The sequence below is a fragment of the Saccharicrinis carchari genome, assembly GCF_900182605.1.
GTDB classification, from domain to species: Bacteria; Bacteroidota; Bacteroidia; order Bacteroidales; family Marinilabiliaceae; genus Saccharicrinis; species Saccharicrinis carchari.
Map to the genome: position 1 here is coordinate 433779 of NZ_FXTB01000003.1, position 16270 is coordinate 450048.

The following is a 16270-nucleotide window of genomic DNA, read 5'->3' on the forward strand; positions in this document are numbered from 1 at the left end:
ATCCCTTGAATAAAGAATTGTACAAAGATAATTTTTTTTTGGAATTGAGGCTGACATTGGTGAGTTTTGGGATAGCAGAATGTGAATTAGTTGTTTATCCAAATGTTATTAGGCTATTTATTGTAGTGTATTTTAAAGCTCATGAAAAAAGTTGGAATAGCAGCCAAAGAAATTCTTTTACTTATTTCGCAGAGTATATTTAAACCCTAACGAGAAGATGGCGCCCCAATGCCTTACTTTGCTCCCCACCATATAATTTTTATTGGCGAAGTTGGTAACGCTATGTGTATAGGTGATTGACGGGCAAAGTAGAAATTGCTCATTCAGCTTATAGTTACAGCCTATTTCGGCCAGAATCGCAAGATCGATCCTATCCGGCAGGTCCGTATTACGATACGTTACCATCTCCAAATCTTCCACTGAAAAAGTTTTGATTTTTGCAGAAATCAATATGGATGGCACTATCGCGTGGTTTACGTTTAACCTTATCTTTTTTCCAAAAGTATACCCATATTTAAGCGGGATAGACAAGTAACTGTAATTAGAATCTGTTGTTCCTTCTTTTAATGGTTCCCCAATGTTGTTCGTGAAATTAAAATCTTCCTTAAATCCCTTTTGGGCATAAAGCAATTCAACACCTACATAAAAAACATTTTTTAAAGGATAATCATACGAAAGCCCTCCCACAAATCCATACCTGTTATTCGTCTCGCTTAAGAAGTTTTCAGAATTAGGAACTTTAACCTTGTTGTGTGGCAAGGCTTTTATTTTCCAATGCATTATCATCCTCACCTAAGCCAAACCATATCAAGGTTCTATCATTAATTGGCTTCTTCTTTGACAAAACTGCCTGTAAATCCCCCTTAAAAAACTAACTTTGTAAGTTGCTGCTTTAGCCAATATATTGCACATAAATAATTGATATACAATGTTTTTAGTATTTGATACCGAAACTACCGGATTACCCAAGAACTGGAAAGCACCCATAAGCGATACGGACAACTGGCCAAGGATGGTGCAGTTGGCATGGCAATGTCACGATGTGAAGGGCAACTTCCTTTTTGCCAAAAACCATGTTATCCAACCCGAAGGATACAATATCCCCGATGACGTGGTGGCCGTGCACGGTATCACTACTGAAATAGCTCATAAGAAAGGTATTCCCCTGAAGGATGCCCTGCTCGACTTTATGGAGGACGTAAAAAAGAGCAAATTGATCATCGGACACAATATTAGTTTCGATATTAATATTGTGGGCTGCGAGTTGATACGTTGCGGGATGGAAGAAACTCTTTCGCGTGCACCATCGCTTTGTACCATGCTCGAAAGTAAGGAGTACTGCGACCTAAGACGTATGGGTCAGCTTAAAAATCCAAATCTTACCGAACTACATATTAAACTGTTTGCCGTTCCTTTTGAAGAAGCGCATAATGCGGCAGCCGATGTGGAATCTACTACCCGCTGCTTCCTGGAGTTGGTTCGCGTGGGGGCTATTACGCCACAAAGATTGCAGATGACTCCGGCTCAAATTGAGGCATTCCGACTAAATAATCCTGAAATGATTCAATTGGCAGGTGTTGAATATGAATCATTTAAAGTAGATACGCTTGAGCATATCTCGGTTGCCGATGAAGAGGAGAAACTAAGGCAGGCGGCCAAAAGTGCGGGTAACATACCCTTTGTGCATTTGCATGTACATACGCAGTATTCGATACTCGATGGTGCCAATAAAACAGCAGTCATCGCTCAAAAAGCCAAGGACGATGGAATGCCTGCCCTGGCTATTACCGACCATGGTGGTATGTTTGGTGTAAAAGAATTTCATGTGGCATGTTCAAAAGCCGGTATAAAACCCATTATAGGGGTAGAGGCCTATGTTGCTCGCCGCGGACGCTTGCGTAAAGATGATAAAACGGATGCCTCGGGTTATCACCTCATCCTATTGGCCAAAAACGAAACAGGTTATGTAAATCTTTTAAAATTAACTTCAATAGCACATACCGAAGGATTTTACTATAAACCACGTATCGATAAAGAGGTGCTACAAGAACACAGGGAGGGTTTGATAGTAAGCAGTGCCTGTTTGGGTGGAGAGGTTGCGCAGCATATAATGAATGGCAATGTGGATAAAGCAAGGGAAACCATCCAATGGTTCAAAAATATTTTTGGCGACGATTATTATTTAGAGGTGATGCGCCATAAAAATGATGATCCGGTGCTGCGGCGTGATGTGTGGGAAAATCAGGTGAAAGTGAACAAGGTAATACTCGAATTAGGGAAAGAACTGGGCGTAAAAGTAATTGCCACTAACGATTCGCACTTTACCAATGCCGAGGATGCTGAGGCCCATGACCTGCTGGTTTGCCTAAGCACAGGTCGCGATTTTGACGATCCCACCCGGATGAGATATACCAAGCAAGAGTGGTTTAAAACAACGGAAGAGATGAACCTTATGTTTGCGGATATCCCTGAGGTGTTGCAAAACACCATTGAAGTAGCGGATAAGGTTGTAGCTTTTGAGCTGGATCACAAACCGATTATGCCTGATTTTCCTTTACCGGAAGGTTTCGATAGCGAGGCAGATTATCTGCGCCACCTCACCATAGAAGGGGCTAAAAAGAGATATGGTGATCCCATACCGCCTGATTATTTGGAGCGCATAAATTTTGAACTCGAAACTATTATTGGCATGGGTTTTCCGGGATACTTCCTTATTACACAGGACTTTATTAACTGGGCCAAGAGCAACGGCGTACTGGTGGGGCCGGGCAGGGGTTCGGCAGCGGGTGCAGCGGTGGCCTACTGCACCGGCATAACCAATGTGGATCCCATAAAATATGATTTGCTGTTTGAGCGCTTCCTCAACCCCGATCGTATCTCCATGCCGGATGTGGATATTGATTTTGATGACGATGGACGACAGGCGGTACTCGATTATGTGACCGATAAATACGGGCACGATAAAGTGGCTCATATCTGTACGTTTGGTACGATGGCCACAAAAAGTTCTATTAAAGATGTAGCACGGGTATTAAAGCTGGACTTGTCGGAAGCCAACCGCTTGGCAAAGATGGTTCCGGAAGCGCCTAAAATGAATTTTAAAAAGGCTTTTAAGGAGAATCCGGATTTGGAACTCGAAAAAAATTCCCCGGATCCATTAATTGCCAAAACCATGAAGTTCGCCGAAGCATTGGAAGGCGCAGTGCGGCAAACCGGGGTACACGCGTGCGGGGTGCTCATAGGTAAAAACCCGCTCGATCAGCATTTGCCCGTTATGCCCACCAAAGGCGAGGAGCTCTTGACAACACAGTACGATGGTAGGTTTGTGGAGGACATTGGATTGTTGAAGATGGACTTTCTGGGACTCAAAACCTTGTCCATTTTTAAAGAAGTGCTGGGCAATATCAAGTTATCCAAAGGTATAGATGTAGATTTGGAGGCCATACCTATGGACGACGAAAAAACCTTTAAGCTCTTTGGTAACGGCGAAACAACGGCTATATTTCAGTTTGAGTCGCCCGGTATGAAAAAGCACCTCAAAGCCTTACAGCCCAATCGTTTTGAGGATTTGGTGGCGATGAATGCTCTCTATCGTCCCGGCCCTATGGAGTATATCCCCTCTTTTATTGCCCGTAAGCACGGACGCGAGGAGATAGCCTACGACCATCCCATGATGGAGTCTTTTTTAAAGGACACCTACGGAATCACGGTTTATCAGGAGCAGGTGATGCTTCAGAGTCGCGCATTGGGAGGCTTTACCCGTGGCGACTCCGACTCGCTGCGTAAAGCCATGGGTAAAAAGATAATATCCATGATGGATAAGCTCAAAGTAAAGTTTACCGAGGGTTGTTTGGCCAGTGAGGACTTTATGAAAGGCTGCGAGGGGAATGCCAAAAAACCAACGGATTTAATAGATAAGATTTGGCACGACTGGGAGGCTTTTGCCAGTTATGCATTTAATAAATCGCACTCTGTTTGCTATGCCCAAATTGCTTACCAAACGGGTTATTTAAAAGCCCATTACCCAGCTGAGTTTATGTCGGGCGTGTTGAGTCGTAACCTCAACGACATAACCAAAATCACGACCTTTATGGAGGAGTGCACCCGTATGGGGCTGGACGTGCTGGGACCCGACGTGAACGAGAGTTACCGTAAATTTACGGTAAATAAAAGCGGAGCCATCCGCTTTGGCATGGCCGGTGTTAAAGGGGTAGGTGCCGGAGCCGTAGAAGAGATTATACGTGTGCGCGACCAGGGAGGTCCGTTTAAGGATATATATGATTTTGTAGAACGAGTGAACCTGCAAACGGTAAATAAAAAGAACCTCGAGGCGCTGGCGGCAGCGGGTGGCTTCGATGGGTTTACCGATTTACACCGTGCCCAGTATTTTGCCTGTTTACCAGGCGAACAGACCACGTTTGTGGAGAACCTTGCCCGATACGGTAACTTGTACCAAAACGATAAGGCCATGGCCGCCAACTCACTTTTTGGTGCCGTGGGAGCCAGTGCCGCCATCAGTAAGCCTGCCGTACCGGTTTGTGAGGAGTTTTCGATATTGGAGAAGTTGGCCCGCGAAAAAGATTTGATAGGTATCTATCTCTCAGCCCATCCCCTTGATATTTACAAGTTAGAGATAAATCATTTTTGCACTGCTAAACTGAGCGATCTTGAGGATCTCGAAAAAATGAAAGGGCGCGACATAACGGTGGGGGGTATTGTTACGGCTACGCGTTCGGGAATGACCAAAACCGGTAATCCCTTTGGAATCATGACCCTGGAGGATTATACAGGTTCCTTTGAATTTGCTTTTTTTGGTAGAGATTACCCCGATTATGCCCAATTTCTGGTTCGGGGTTATTATATTATGGTGAGGGCAAAAGTACAGGAGAAAACCTGGTCGAAGGATGGTGAGCTGGAGGTGAAGGTGAACAAGATAGAAATGCTGGATGGTGTACGGGAGTCCCGCGTATCGGGCATTAACATTCAAATTCCCTTACAAGCATTGGACGAGGCACTGGTTACCGACCTGGCCGAGCTCTCCAATGAAACCAAGGGAAATGTGACGTTAAAATTTTCCATTTACGATAAAGAGGAAGAAAGCCTGCAAACCCAGTTTTATTCGCGAGGAAGTAAAATTACCTTAACAGACGATATAGTGGATTATCTGGATTCACATCCCGATGTCTCCTTTACCCTGTTTTAAGGCTGTTTTGGCGATAAGCTAAAATGTTTATAAATATTGCTGTGATCTATTCTCCCATGAGGAATCAGTTTCTTTACATAGAACAAATTTATGAAATTGTAAGATTTTAGTACTCAATTATTTTTCTAATTTTGCACAAAATAACAGCATACATTCTCAACATAAATATACATAGAAAATCATGCTTCAATATATTGAATTGTGTCAACGGGTGTTGCACGAAGGAGTAGAAAAAGGAGACCGGACAGGTACGGGAACCATTAGTGTTTTTGGCCATCAAATGCGGTTTAATCTGCAAGAGGGCTTTCCACTGGTGACCACCAAAAAACTGCATCTTAAATCCATTATCCATGAGCTGATATGGTTTTTGAAGGGCAGTACCAACGTTAAATATCTGCAAGATAACGGTGTGCGTATCTGGAACGAGTGGGCACGGGAGGATGGTGAGCTGGGGCCTATCTACGGTTATCAGTGGCGCTCGTGGCCTATGGCCAACGGACAATATGTAGATCAGATAAAGCAGGTTATTGAATCCATAAAAAGTAACCCTGACTCGCGCCGGCATATTGTGAGCGCCTGGAACGTGGGACAGTTGGATGAGATGGAGTTGCCACCTTGTCATATTCTTTTTCAGTTTTACGTGGCCGACGGTAAATTATCGTGCCAGCTGTATCAACGCAGTGCCGACCTGTTTTTGGGCGTGCCATTTAATATTGCATCCTATGCTCTGTTGACTATGATGGTGGCTCAGGTTACCGGATTGCAGTTGGGCGAGTTTGTGCATACGCTGGGCGACGTTCATATTTACAACAACCACATTCCACAAGTGGAGTTGCAGGTTTCGCGCGAAACACGTAGCTGGCCCACCATGACGATTAACCCGAATGTAAAATCAATTGACGATTTCACTTTCGACGACTTTACATTGAGCAATTACAATCCACATCCACATATTAAAGGAGCCATCTCGGTATAGATAGGAGAGATAAACAAAGCAACATGCTTTCGGAGTGGATCATCATATTTTACTCTTTTTCAAAAAAAGTCAATGACAAAAATATCCTTAATAGCGGCTATAGCCGAAATGAATGCCATAGGTCAAAATAATGATTTGTTGGCGTATATTCCCAACGATTTAAAACGATTTAAAGCCCTTACCTCAAACCATACTATTATTATGGGGCGCAAAACTTTTGATACCCTGCCCAATGGTGCCTTGCCCAATCGCCGTAACCTTGTAATTTCCCGAAATACAGACCTGCACCTCCCGGATGCCGAAGTAGTGCATTCGCCCGAAGCGGCGCTGGATCTTTGCGACAATCAATCCGAGGTGTTTGTAATTGGTGGAGCAACTATCTATGCGGCCTTTTTGCCAAAAGCCGATAAGCTGTACCTTACCTTAATTGATAAATTTTTTAATGATGCCGATACTTTTTTCCCTGAATTCGATAAAGCGCAATGGAGGGAAGTGTACAAAGAAAAGATAACAGACGACCACAGGAGCAATTTTAACTATACGTACATCAATTTGGAGAGGATAAAATAAATAGCATTGCACCACAACGCGACACCATTCTGGCAATATAGCAAAAAAACCTGTGCCAAAACTGACACAGGTTTTACAATGCTTTAGTATAAATAACACACACCGATACAATGCTATGGAGAATTAAAATCACCCCTGCCATTCATATCTACTCTTTGCACCTACTCTGCTACCACTACAAAAAAGTTCTTTTTCCCTTTTTGAAACAGTAGGTATTTGTTATTTAAAAGGTAATCTGTTTTAATCAACATTTCGGCATCCGTAATTTTTTCTTTGTTAATGCTAACACCGCCGCCTTTGATGGTTTTTCGGGCTTCGCCTTTGGAGGGAAATATTTCGGTTTTAATCGCCAACAAATCAAGTACGTCGATACCTGCCTTCAGATCGGCGTTGGCGATGTTAAAAATGGGCACCCCTTCAAAAACAGCTAAAAAGGTATCTTCGTCAATCTTTTTTAGTGCATCCATAGTCGATTTGCCAAACAATATTTGGCTGGCTTCAACCGAAGCATCATAGGCATCCCGGCCATGTATCATCACGGTAACATCCTCCGCTAATTTTTTTTGTAAGGCACGTGCATGGGGTGCCTGGGCATGCTCTTTAACCAAACTAGCTATCTCCTCTTGCGAGAGTAGGGTGAATATCTTTATGTATTTTTCGGCATCGGCATCAGAGGTGTTCAACCAAAACTGGTAAAACTTATAAGGGCTGGTTCTTGCCGGATCTAACCAAATGTTTCCCGACTCTGTTTTTCCAAACTTTCCACCATCGGCCTTGGTAATGAGCGGACAGGTAAGGGCAAATGCTTCGCCACCTGTTTTACGCCTAATTAGTTCGGTGCCGGTGGTTATGTTTCCCCATTGATCCGAACCACCCATCTGGAGCTTACACCCGTACTCCTGGTACAGATGATGAAAATCGGTAGCCTGCACCAATTGGTAAGTAAACTCGGTAAATGAGAGTCCCACGTTTCCCTCGCCACTAATTCTTTTTTTTACCGAATCCTTAGCCATCATATAATTAACTGTAAGGTGCTTGCCTATGTCGCGGATAAACCCCAGGAAGGAAAATTCCTTCATCCAGTCGTAATTGTTAACCATGAGCGCCTGGTTTTTGGTTCCGCTGTTAAAATCCAGGAAACGACTTAATTGTGCTTTAAGGCAGTCCTGATTGTGACGTAGCGTTTTTTCATCCAGCAGGTTACGCTCATCGGATTTGCCGGACGGATCGCCAATCATGCCGGTTGCACCACCCACTAACACGATGGGCCTGTGACCTGCCACCTGCAAATGCTTTAGCATCATTACAGACACCAAGTGTCCAATATGGAGCGAATCGGCAGTAGGGTCAATGCCTACGTAGGCCGTAGTTATTTCTTTTTGCAGTTGCTCTTCGGTTCCGGGCATCATATCGTGAATCATGCCACGCCATTTCAGTTCCTCAACAAAATTCATGGTTATATAATTAATGTTTTATTTTTTTTGAAGCCACAAAGATAATAAAGTTATATAGTGAAATGGTGCAAAGGGCAAGTGAATATCAGGCCACATAAGCTGGAGGGTGATTTAGCCGTATTATTGTTTCTGCAATCGCAGCAATACTCCATGATAGTAAATTACGTAAAGATGTCGCCGGTAGTGGCGTAGTATCAGTCTTTTACTTCTTCGTAATCGATATATTCGCCTACATCCGGCGATACTTTTTTCGGGGATTTGTGTTTTTTTTGTATCGTAACCTTTCCCTCCTCGCGTTTTTTTTGTGTTTTAAAACTTTGTTCTCTTTTGTAGTGATTATTCATTTTATTCATCTGCCGACCCAGCAAAAAAGGAACGATCACCCTGGCTATAAATCGAAACAGATAATAAAACACAAGAATAAAAAATATTGTCTTCAGTAATCCCATAATTTTTTCTTTATACAAAGATAATGTTTTCAGCGGATATGAGATTTAACTCGTTTTAAAGCAGCACCACCGGAGCACGCCATCCACCAATTACGCTACCCACCTATTTATGTAAGCTTAAAGCGCTTTTTGTAAGAGGAATAAATCGATTTGGTGCTTGCTTTAAATACAAATTAATATAACGCAATTACTCCTCTTGCAATCTGGCGATGGCTTCTTTCAGCACTTCGTCAATGCCACCCAAAATGGGGAAGAAGCCTTCGTTATCCAACACATTACGAGCAATGTAAGCCTTTAGCTCTACTTCGATCGTGTTTTTGGAAACCTGAAACTGTTCCCTGTTCATTTTAACACCTTCGTTGCCGGCATATTGCACAAACTGATTTAGCAATGCTTGCCGGTCTAGGTATGCGCTGAGTTTATCTACTTCTGTATATTGGTCTAATTCATCCCGATGATTGTCGGCGTACTCCAATGCAAAACGGTAAATTAAACCATTTTCTCTAACCTTATAATAGTACGGTGTTAGTGCTGTAGTATCGCGCGGCACAAAAAAGTCGGGCATAATACCACCCCCTCCATAAACCGTTCGGCCCTCTTTCGTGGTGTATTTTAAGGTGTCGTTTATACTGATGCTATCCTGGTTAAAAAACTCGCCATGTTCAAAGCGCGACATAATGTCCATATAATACTCCTCGTTTCCGTTGTCGTACGGTTTTTGTATGCTTCTTCCGGATGGGGTGTAATATCTGGCGATGGTCAATCGAAGCGCCGAACCGTCGGGCAGTGGTATTTGGTTTTGCACCAAGCCCTTACCAAAGGATCTGCGCCCCACCACAATGCCTCTGTCGTTATCCTGAACAGCTCCTGCAAATATTTCACTGGCCGAGGCCGAAAAATCATCGATTAAAACGGCTACTTCCATATCCTGAAAACTCCCCTTGCCGTTGGCATGAACTTCCTGACGGGGGTTGGCCTTGCCTTCGGTATATACGATCATATCGCCGGCCTGCAAAAACTCGTTGCATAGGTTAATGGCTACTTCCAAATAACCACCGGAGTTACCGCGGAAATCAAGAATTACCTTTTTGCTGCCCTGTGCTTTTAGCTTGGCCATGCCGGTCAGGAATTCGCTAAAAGTGTTGGCGGCGAAGCGATTAATTTTTATGTAACCTATTTCGTCGGTTACCATGTAAGCTACATCTACGCTATACATAGGTATTTTACCTCGTGTTATATCAAATTTCAGCGGTTCTTTTAAATCACGGCGTATTATGCCCACACTCACCTCAGTACCCATATCGCCACGCAATAAATTAAGCACTGTAGAATTTTCTACACCAACACCTGCTATCAGCGAATCGTTAACAGTAACTATCCTGTCGCCGGGTAGTATACCCACCTTTTCGGATGGTCCGCCGGATATTACTGATACTACCATAACCGTATCTTTTTGTATGCTGAATTGTACGCCGATACCACCAAATCCGCTGGAGAGTTCTTCGTTTACATTTTGTAAATCCTTTTGAGGGATATACACCGTATGCGGGTCCAGTTTTTTTAATAGCTCCGGAATAATCTGTTCCTCCAGATTTTTGGTATCTACCGTATCTACATATTCCTCCTCTATCAGGTTTAAAATAGCCTCTACCTTATTGGTTTTAGGATAAATAACCAAAGGGTTACGCGTACCTGATTTTCCGGGTAAAAGTGCATAACCTATAAATATACCGGCAATTAATACCACCGATAAAACAATGGGGCCCAGAATTTGACTTTTTGTGTTGTTATAACTCATATTTTATGTTTTCAATATCAATAGATACCGTAAGGCTTACATTTGGATGTTTACCGTTTGGATATTAGCTCGCTTTAATAAATTAACACCATCTTCAACGCGATAGTTTTGATTATACACCACCCTTACTATACCGGATTGAATAATAAGCTTGGCACACTCGATGCAGGGCATACAGGTAACATATAAAGTTGCCCCTTCCGAACTATTATTGGAACGAGCCACTTTTGTGATGGCATTAGCTTCGGCATGTAGAACGTAGGGTTTGGTGATATTGTTCTCATCTTCGCAGTGATTTTCGAAACCCGATGGGGTTCCGTTGTACCCATCGCTGATAATCATCTTCCCTTTTACCAGTAATGCACCTACCTGTCGTCGTTCACAATAGGAATTTTCGGCCCAGATATGAGCCATTCGCAAATATCTTTTATCCAAAAGAAACTGTTTTTCCTCTGCAGATAATTCTTTTTTGTTCATTCAAAAAAATAATCATTAAATAATTGAAGCACAAAAATAGCAAAATATCTAAGCACCTTTACTTTAAAGGCATTAAATTGAATCCTATCCCTTTGGGCTGCATCTTACGCTCGAAAGGCATGCTGAAATTACCGTTGGGTTCAATGATTAAACGATGGTTGAGCTCGGGGAAATCCATTTTTGTGAGGTCTTTTATTTTATAGATAACAGCTTTGCTGTGGTCGTAGGTCAATGCCACGTTTTTTATCTGTTTAAACGGAATTATTTCACCTTTAACAAACTCGCCCTTTCTGTTGGTGTATATTTTTAGGATGGGAGTTAATCCATTGGGCCCTGACAGGTTAAATCGCGAGTAGGTAGCAAAATTTCCTAAGCTGTAAATGATAAACCTATTTTTGTATATTTCCATGGCTCGGGTAATATGAGGACCATGGCCAAATATTATATCCGCACCGGCATCAATCATAGCGTGGGCAAACTCATATACATTACTTCTGTTTTCGCCGTAGAACACTTCCTTTTCTCGCGTAACATGCTGGTGGTCGGCTCCTTCGGCTCCACCATGAAACGAAATGATAACAATATCGCAATCTTTTTTTAATTTGCGCACAATGTTAATGGCGCCGGGCAGGTCGTTGATGTCAACCGTACCCCTATTAGGCGAAAATGCGGCCATACCCACCTTTATACCTTTAACCCGGATGGTATCGGTGGGTTTATCCAGTAAACCGGCCCAGGCAATATTCATCTTATTCAGATGATAACGCGTGGTTTGCATTCCCAGTTGTCCAAAATCGCGTATATGGTTATTGGCGAGGCTTAAAAAGTCGAACCCCATTTCCTTAATAATGGGCGCATAATGTTCCGGCATTTTAAAAGCATAACATTTTGTAGTGTCCTTGCATTGCTTTACCACCGGTCCCTCATCCAATAAGCAAGCTTCCATATTACCAAATGTTACGTCGGCTTGTTGAAGAAAAGGAATGGCTTCGGAAATATAAGGACGGGGATTGTTGTTGGGAGGCAGGTATTCTTTTTTCGGAAAATCGGTGCCTAACATCATATCGCCCACCCCCACAAACGAAATGAGCGTGTCGTTTTGTGCAGTCATATTCCGGAGCCCTATAGTTATGGCAAAAACTATTACAAGATAGCGTATCATAAATATTGTAATTTTTGCCAAAATTAATAATTTGGAGGGGATATTTTGCGCTAAGGCAACGAATTGTATTAAAGGCTATCTGTTTATGCTGAAAATATTGATCAGTTTATAGTTTTACGCTATTTAATAAACGCGGGTGCACACAAAAAGGGTGTCATGTACACCATGCTTACTGTATGTTCTTTGTGTGCGCTTCGTGTTCATTGTGGTTATGATTTTATAAAAATTGGCGTATTTTTGTGTGAGTGAGTAGCAAAAGCTTTAGCTTTGTATCCACCAAAACCATCCTTTATAAACAAAGCATGGCGACAGTTTCCGGATTTTTTGAGCCGTTGTCATTTAAGTGTAACAGCGAATAAACGTAACAACATGCCTTACAAAGAACCAAAAATAGAAAAAATGTATTATACTATTGGCGAGGTGGCCAGGATGTTCGACGTTAAAACATCGCTTATACGTTTTTGGGAAAAGGAATTCGATATTATCAAACCCTTTAAAAATAAAAAGGGAAACCGAATGTTCACACCGGCTGATGTGGATAATTTTCACCTGATATTTTATTTGGTAAAAGAAAAGGGCATGACGCTAAAGGGTGCTCAAAAAAAGTTGAAAGACAATAAAGAAGATACAGTAAATAACTTTGAGGTGATAAAAAAATTAAAGGATATAAGGGTTGTATTAATGGAGTTAAAGGAGAATTTGGAAGGGGATGAAAATTAATTAAAAAACCAGGATACAACGCTACCTTAACCCCATCATTTAATCGATACTTATGAATGTAAAAAAAGTAACCCAAATACTCGAGGATTTTGCTCCGCTCTCCTTTCAGGAAAGCTACGACAATGCAGGGCTTATTATCGGCAATAGAAACGCGGAGGTGAGTGGTATTCTGATAACCCTGGACGTTACGGAAGACGTACTTGATGAAGCTATTGAATTAGGTTATAACTTTATTCTGGCTCATCATCCGGTGGCCATGGGTGGCCTTAAGCGATTTAACGGCAACAACTACAACGAGCGCATCGTTATCAAAGCCATTAAAAACGATTTGGCTGTATATGCCGGCCACACTAACGTGGACAGTGTGATGAGCGGGGTAAACGGAAAAATATGCGAAAAAATTGGCTTGGCAGATTGTAAAATTTTGGAACCCAAAAAAGGAGAGCTGCTTAAGCTCGTAACTTTTGTGCCACAGGCGCAAGCCAATAGCGTTCGTGCTGCGCTATTTACTGCGGGAGCAGGCCATATTGGTAATTACGACAGTTGTAGTTTTAATTTAAACGGGCAAGGCACTTTTAGGGGCAATGAAAGCGCTACGCCTTATGCGGGTAAAAAAGGTGAATTACACAACGAAAATGAAGTAAGGATAGAAACGGTGTTGCCCCAATATTTAAAAAATGGCGTAATACAGGCTTTAAAGCAGGCACATCCCTACGAGGAAGTGGCTTACGATATTTATACTTTGCAAAATAGTTACGAGCAGGTGGGATCGGGCATGTACGGCACCTTACCAACAGCCGAAGAAGAACTGGTGTTTTTAAAACGTATAAAAAAAATATTTGGTGCAGGAGCCATCCGCTATACGCGCCTGTTAAATAAGCCTATAAAAAAAGTAGCCGTTTGCGGAGGAGCAGGTAGCTTTTTATTAAACCGTGCAAAAAGTGTGGGTGCCGATATTTTTATTAGCGGCGACTTTAAATATCATCAGTTTTCGGATGCCGAAAACCAAATTATTATTGCCGATATTGGACATTTTGAGAGCGAACAATTTACTAAAGAAGTTTTTTATGAGTTACTTACAAAAAAAATACCTAATTTTGCGGTTCGTTTATCTAATGTAAATACAAATCCTATTAAATATTTGTAGCAGAATGGCAACAAAAAGTAAAAAAGCTGAAATGTCGGTGGAAGAAAAGCTAAAGGCATTGTACGATTTGCAAAAAGCGGCAACAGAAGTAGATCAGATAAGAAAATTGAGAGGAGAGCTGCCACTGGAAGTGCAGGATTTGGAAGACGAGATCGAAGGTTTGGAGACCCGTATTTCCAATTACGACAACGAAGTGAAGGCCCTTAATAATTCTATTGCAGAAAAAAAGAACGACATTAAGGAATCGGGTGTGCTGATAGCAAAATATGAGGCACAGCAATCCAACGTACGCAATAACCGCGAATTTGATTCTTTGTCGAAAGAAACCGAATTTCAGAAGCTCGAAATTGAGCTGAGCGAAAAAAGGATAAAAGAGTTTACCGCTGATCTTGCGGCCAAGCAAAGTGTAATTGAATCTTCCAGACAATTACTGGAGGATAGAAAAGCTGATCTGGCCGCCAAAAAGAAAGAATTGGACGATATTGTATCCGAAACAAAGCAAGACGAGGAGAAAAGACTAAAAAAAATTACACAAATAGAAGATCGCGTTGAGGACAGGTTGCTTACTGCCTTCAAACGAATCCGCGCTAACGCGGTTAACGGTCTTGCCGTTGTTCCAGTGGAACGGGATGCTTGTGGGGGTTGTTTTAATAAAATTCCGCCACAGCGCCAGCTCGATATCAAATCGCGAAAAAAAGTTATTGTTTGCGAATATTGCGGACGCATCCTGGTGGATAATGAAATAGATCAGGATAAGGTGGATGATTAATCACCGTATATTTAAAGATAATTAAAGGCCACTCACGAGTGGCCTTTTTTATTGCTTATCTTAGCTCAATATTAATAAGCTATCTATGGTACGCGCGCTACATTTAAAATTACTGCTTGCTTCATGCCTTTTGTGTGCCGTGTCGCACTATGTGTATGCTCAAAAAGTAAATACGGCGTATCAGCAAAACTTATACGCTGTATTAAATGGAGATAGCGTTCCGAACGATACGCTTGCCATAGCATGTGGCCCGGCTACAAGAGCCTATTTAAAAAATTATCGCCTGTTTTTAAACGCAATGATACAAGGCGATTCATCCACCGAGTACAGGAATGCGTTTAAGAGCATTAGTGATACCCTGAACAAATATGCGGAAGAGGAGGAAGGCGGATGGGCATTTTTGTCGGAGATTTATTTGCAAAAAGGCCTGGTAGAATATAATGCAAACAAACAAAGGGATGCCCTATTTTCGTTTTTTAAAGCCCACCGATATTGGCAAAAAAGCGAACGTGAGCAGCCTGATTTAGTGTGTAACCTAAAGCTAAGGGGAGTTTTTAATTTGCTGATGAGCAATATGCCACAGCCCTATAAAAGGATGGCCGGTTGGATAGGTTTTAGTGGCAACAGCCAGGCCGGCTTTAAAGCATTAAACACTTATTTAAAAGCCAGCAGCTATAAAATAGGGAGCGAACAAGATGCCTTGATATATACCGCCTTTAGTTATCTTAAATTTGATATTAACGATACACAAACAGAAAATTTAATACGTAACTGGCAGGATAAAAATTTGGTTCCACTGGCACAGTTTGTGCTGACACGTTGCGCATTTAAAATTCGGAAGCCCCAACTCGCACATACTTGGTTTACAGATAGCATTAGCGAAGTTTTTTTACCCATGCTGTACCTACAGGGTAAGTATCAAACCCTACGCTTTGATGACCGGGCTGAAAACACGCTTTTAGACTATATTCGTAAAAACACCTCCGGCCACTTTGTGGCGGATGCACATCGTTATCTCTCGTGGTATTATTTTTTAAAAAACGATACAGCAAATTATAATCAACAGTTAAAACTTATATCCAAGCTGAGCGTTTATCCAACCTGGGAAGATAAACAGGCTCGTTACGAAAGTAAACTAAGCGAAAGCTACCACAAAGTATTACTTCAATCGCGCATGCTGTTCGATGCCGGAGAGTATAAGTCGGCTATTGACACACTTTCCACGCATCAGGAAAGTATAAGTGGCGCAGCACAAAATGTAGAGTTTCAGTATAGGTTGGGTCGATGTTATCAAATGATAAAAGACCATAAAAGGGCAATATTTCACTATTCTGAAGCCATTAAAACGGGAGGCAACGATAAAAGGTATTTTGCACCCTACGCCGCCATGCTAGCCGCCGAATTGTTTTTAGATAAAAATCCGATTACGGCCAAATTTTACCTTAACGAAGCTAAAAGGCTAAATAATGGCGAACACAAGGCCGAAATAGAAAGAAGGATTGAGCTTTTGCAGGGACAGTTGAAGTAATATTGACAAAAGAAAGG

The 16270-nt window shown here is 42.0% G+C and carries 13 protein-coding genes; 7 read left to right on the forward strand and 6 right to left on the reverse strand.

Going from position 1 to position 16270, the window contains the following annotated elements:
- Positions 1-177: 177 nt before the first annotated feature.
- Positions 178-780, reverse strand: coding sequence for an outer membrane beta-barrel protein (locus tag FN809_RS08535; protein ID WP_185957506.1), 603 nt, complete (start codon positions 778-780; stop codon positions 178-180).
- A gap of 148 nt (positions 781-928) precedes the next feature.
- Here FN809_RS08535 and dnaE point away from each other — a divergent pair, with 148 nt between their 5' ends.
- From dnaE to FN809_RS08550, 3 genes are all read left to right on the forward strand, one after another.
- Complete coding sequence (gene dnaE, locus FN809_RS08540) at positions 929-5203, forward strand: DNA polymerase III subunit alpha (protein WP_142533077.1); 4275 nt, start codon at positions 929-931, stop codon at positions 5201-5203.
- A gap of 181 nt (positions 5204-5384) precedes the next feature.
- Positions 5385-6179: a thymidylate synthase gene (locus FN809_RS08545; RefSeq protein WP_142533078.1), complete on the forward strand. Its 795-nt coding sequence runs from the start codon at positions 5385-5387 to the stop codon at positions 6177-6179.
- Positions 6180-6251: 72 nt separating this feature from the next.
- Positions 6252-6749 (forward strand): dihydrofolate reductase, encoded by a 498-nt coding sequence (locus tag FN809_RS08550; protein WP_142533079.1) that lies wholly within the window; start codon positions 6252-6254, stop codon positions 6747-6749.
- A 161-nt stretch (positions 6750-6910) separates the two neighbouring features.
- Here the strand turns inward: FN809_RS08550 and tyrS are convergent, their stop codons facing one another.
- The 5 genes from tyrS to FN809_RS08575 form a co-directional block, all read right to left on the reverse strand.
- A complete protein-coding gene (gene tyrS, locus FN809_RS08555) occupies positions 6911-8203 on the reverse strand; it encodes a tyrosine--tRNA ligase (protein WP_142533080.1) in 1293 nt (430 codons plus the stop codon).
- 194 nt (positions 8204-8397) lie between these two features.
- Entirely contained in the window at positions 8398-8652 is a 255-nt protein-coding gene (locus tag FN809_RS08560; protein ID WP_142533081.1) for a DUF4834 family protein, read from the reverse strand.
- A gap of 187 nt (positions 8653-8839) precedes the next feature.
- A complete protein-coding gene (locus tag FN809_RS08565; protein WP_142533082.1) occupies positions 8840-10450 on the reverse strand; it encodes a S41 family peptidase in 1611 nt (536 codons plus the stop codon).
- A gap of 36 nt (positions 10451-10486) precedes the next feature.
- Positions 10487-10927 carry a deoxycytidylate deaminase gene (locus tag FN809_RS08570; RefSeq protein ID WP_142533083.1) on the reverse strand — a complete coding sequence of 147 codons (441 nt, stop codon included), beginning with the start codon at positions 10925-10927 and terminating at the stop codon, positions 10487-10489.
- Positions 10928-10985: 58 nt separating this feature from the next.
- A complete protein-coding gene (locus FN809_RS08575) occupies positions 10986-12089 on the reverse strand; it encodes a CapA family protein (RefSeq protein ID WP_142533084.1) in 1104 nt (367 codons plus the stop codon).
- 369 nt (positions 12090-12458) lie between these two features.
- On the opposite strand from FN809_RS08575, the gene FN809_RS08580 reads away from it, so the two are divergent.
- The 4 genes from FN809_RS08580 (at position 12459) to FN809_RS08595 (ending at position 16253) form a co-directional block, all read left to right on the forward strand.
- Positions 12459-12809, forward strand: a complete 351-nt coding sequence (locus FN809_RS08580; RefSeq protein WP_142533085.1) for a MerR family transcriptional regulator — start codon at positions 12459-12461, stop codon at positions 12807-12809.
- Between the two features lie 52 nt (positions 12810-12861).
- On the forward strand, positions 12862-13956 hold the full coding sequence (locus FN809_RS08585; RefSeq protein ID WP_142533086.1) for a Nif3-like dinuclear metal center hexameric protein: 1095 nt from the start codon (positions 12862-12864) through the stop codon (positions 13954-13956).
- 4 nt (positions 13957-13960) lie between these two features.
- Positions 13961-14725, forward strand: coding sequence for a zinc ribbon domain-containing protein (locus FN809_RS08590; protein WP_142533087.1), 765 nt, complete (start codon positions 13961-13963; stop codon positions 14723-14725).
- Between the two features lie 85 nt (positions 14726-14810).
- Entirely contained in the window at positions 14811-16253 is a 1443-nt protein-coding gene (locus tag FN809_RS08595; RefSeq protein WP_142533088.1) for a tetratricopeptide repeat protein, read from the forward strand.
- Positions 16254-16270: the final 17 nt, after the last annotated feature.

Coding starts and splice junctions, on each gene's coding strand:
- FN809_RS08535 (WP_185957506.1), bottom strand. CDS start 780: ATGCATTGGAAAATAAAAGCCTTGCCACACAACAAGGTTAAAGTTCCT.
- dnaE (WP_142533077.1), top strand. CDS start 929: ATGTTTTTAGTATTTGATACCGAAACTACCGGATTACCCAAGAACTGG.
- FN809_RS08545 (WP_142533078.1), top strand. CDS start 5,385: ATGCTTCAATATATTGAATTGTGTCAACGGGTGTTGCACGAAGGAGTA.
- FN809_RS08550 (WP_142533079.1), top strand. CDS start 6,252: ATGACAAAAATATCCTTAATAGCGGCTATAGCCGAAATGAATGCCATA.
- tyrS (WP_142533080.1), bottom strand. CDS start 8,203: ATGAATTTTGTTGAGGAACTGAAATGGCGTGGCATGATTCACGATATG.
- FN809_RS08560 (WP_142533081.1), bottom strand. CDS start 8,652: ATGGGATTACTGAAGACAATATTTTTTATTCTTGTGTTTTATTATCTG.
- FN809_RS08565 (WP_142533082.1), bottom strand. CDS start 10,450: ATGAGTTATAACAACACAAAAAGTCAAATTCTGGGCCCCATTGTTTTA.
- FN809_RS08570 (WP_142533083.1), bottom strand. CDS start 10,927: ATGAACAAAAAAGAATTATCTGCAGAGGAAAAACAGTTTCTTTTGGAT.
- FN809_RS08575 (WP_142533084.1), bottom strand. CDS start 12,089: ATGATACGCTATCTTGTAATAGTTTTTGCCATAACTATAGGGCTCCGG.
- FN809_RS08580 (WP_142533085.1), top strand. CDS start 12,459: ATGCCTTACAAAGAACCAAAAATAGAAAAAATGTATTATACTATTGGC.
- FN809_RS08585 (WP_142533086.1), top strand. CDS start 12,862: ATGAATGTAAAAAAAGTAACCCAAATACTCGAGGATTTTGCTCCGCTC.
- FN809_RS08590 (WP_142533087.1), top strand. CDS start 13,961: ATGGCAACAAAAAGTAAAAAAGCTGAAATGTCGGTGGAAGAAAAGCTA.
- FN809_RS08595 (WP_142533088.1), top strand. CDS start 14,811: ATGGTACGCGCGCTACATTTAAAATTACTGCTTGCTTCATGCCTTTTG.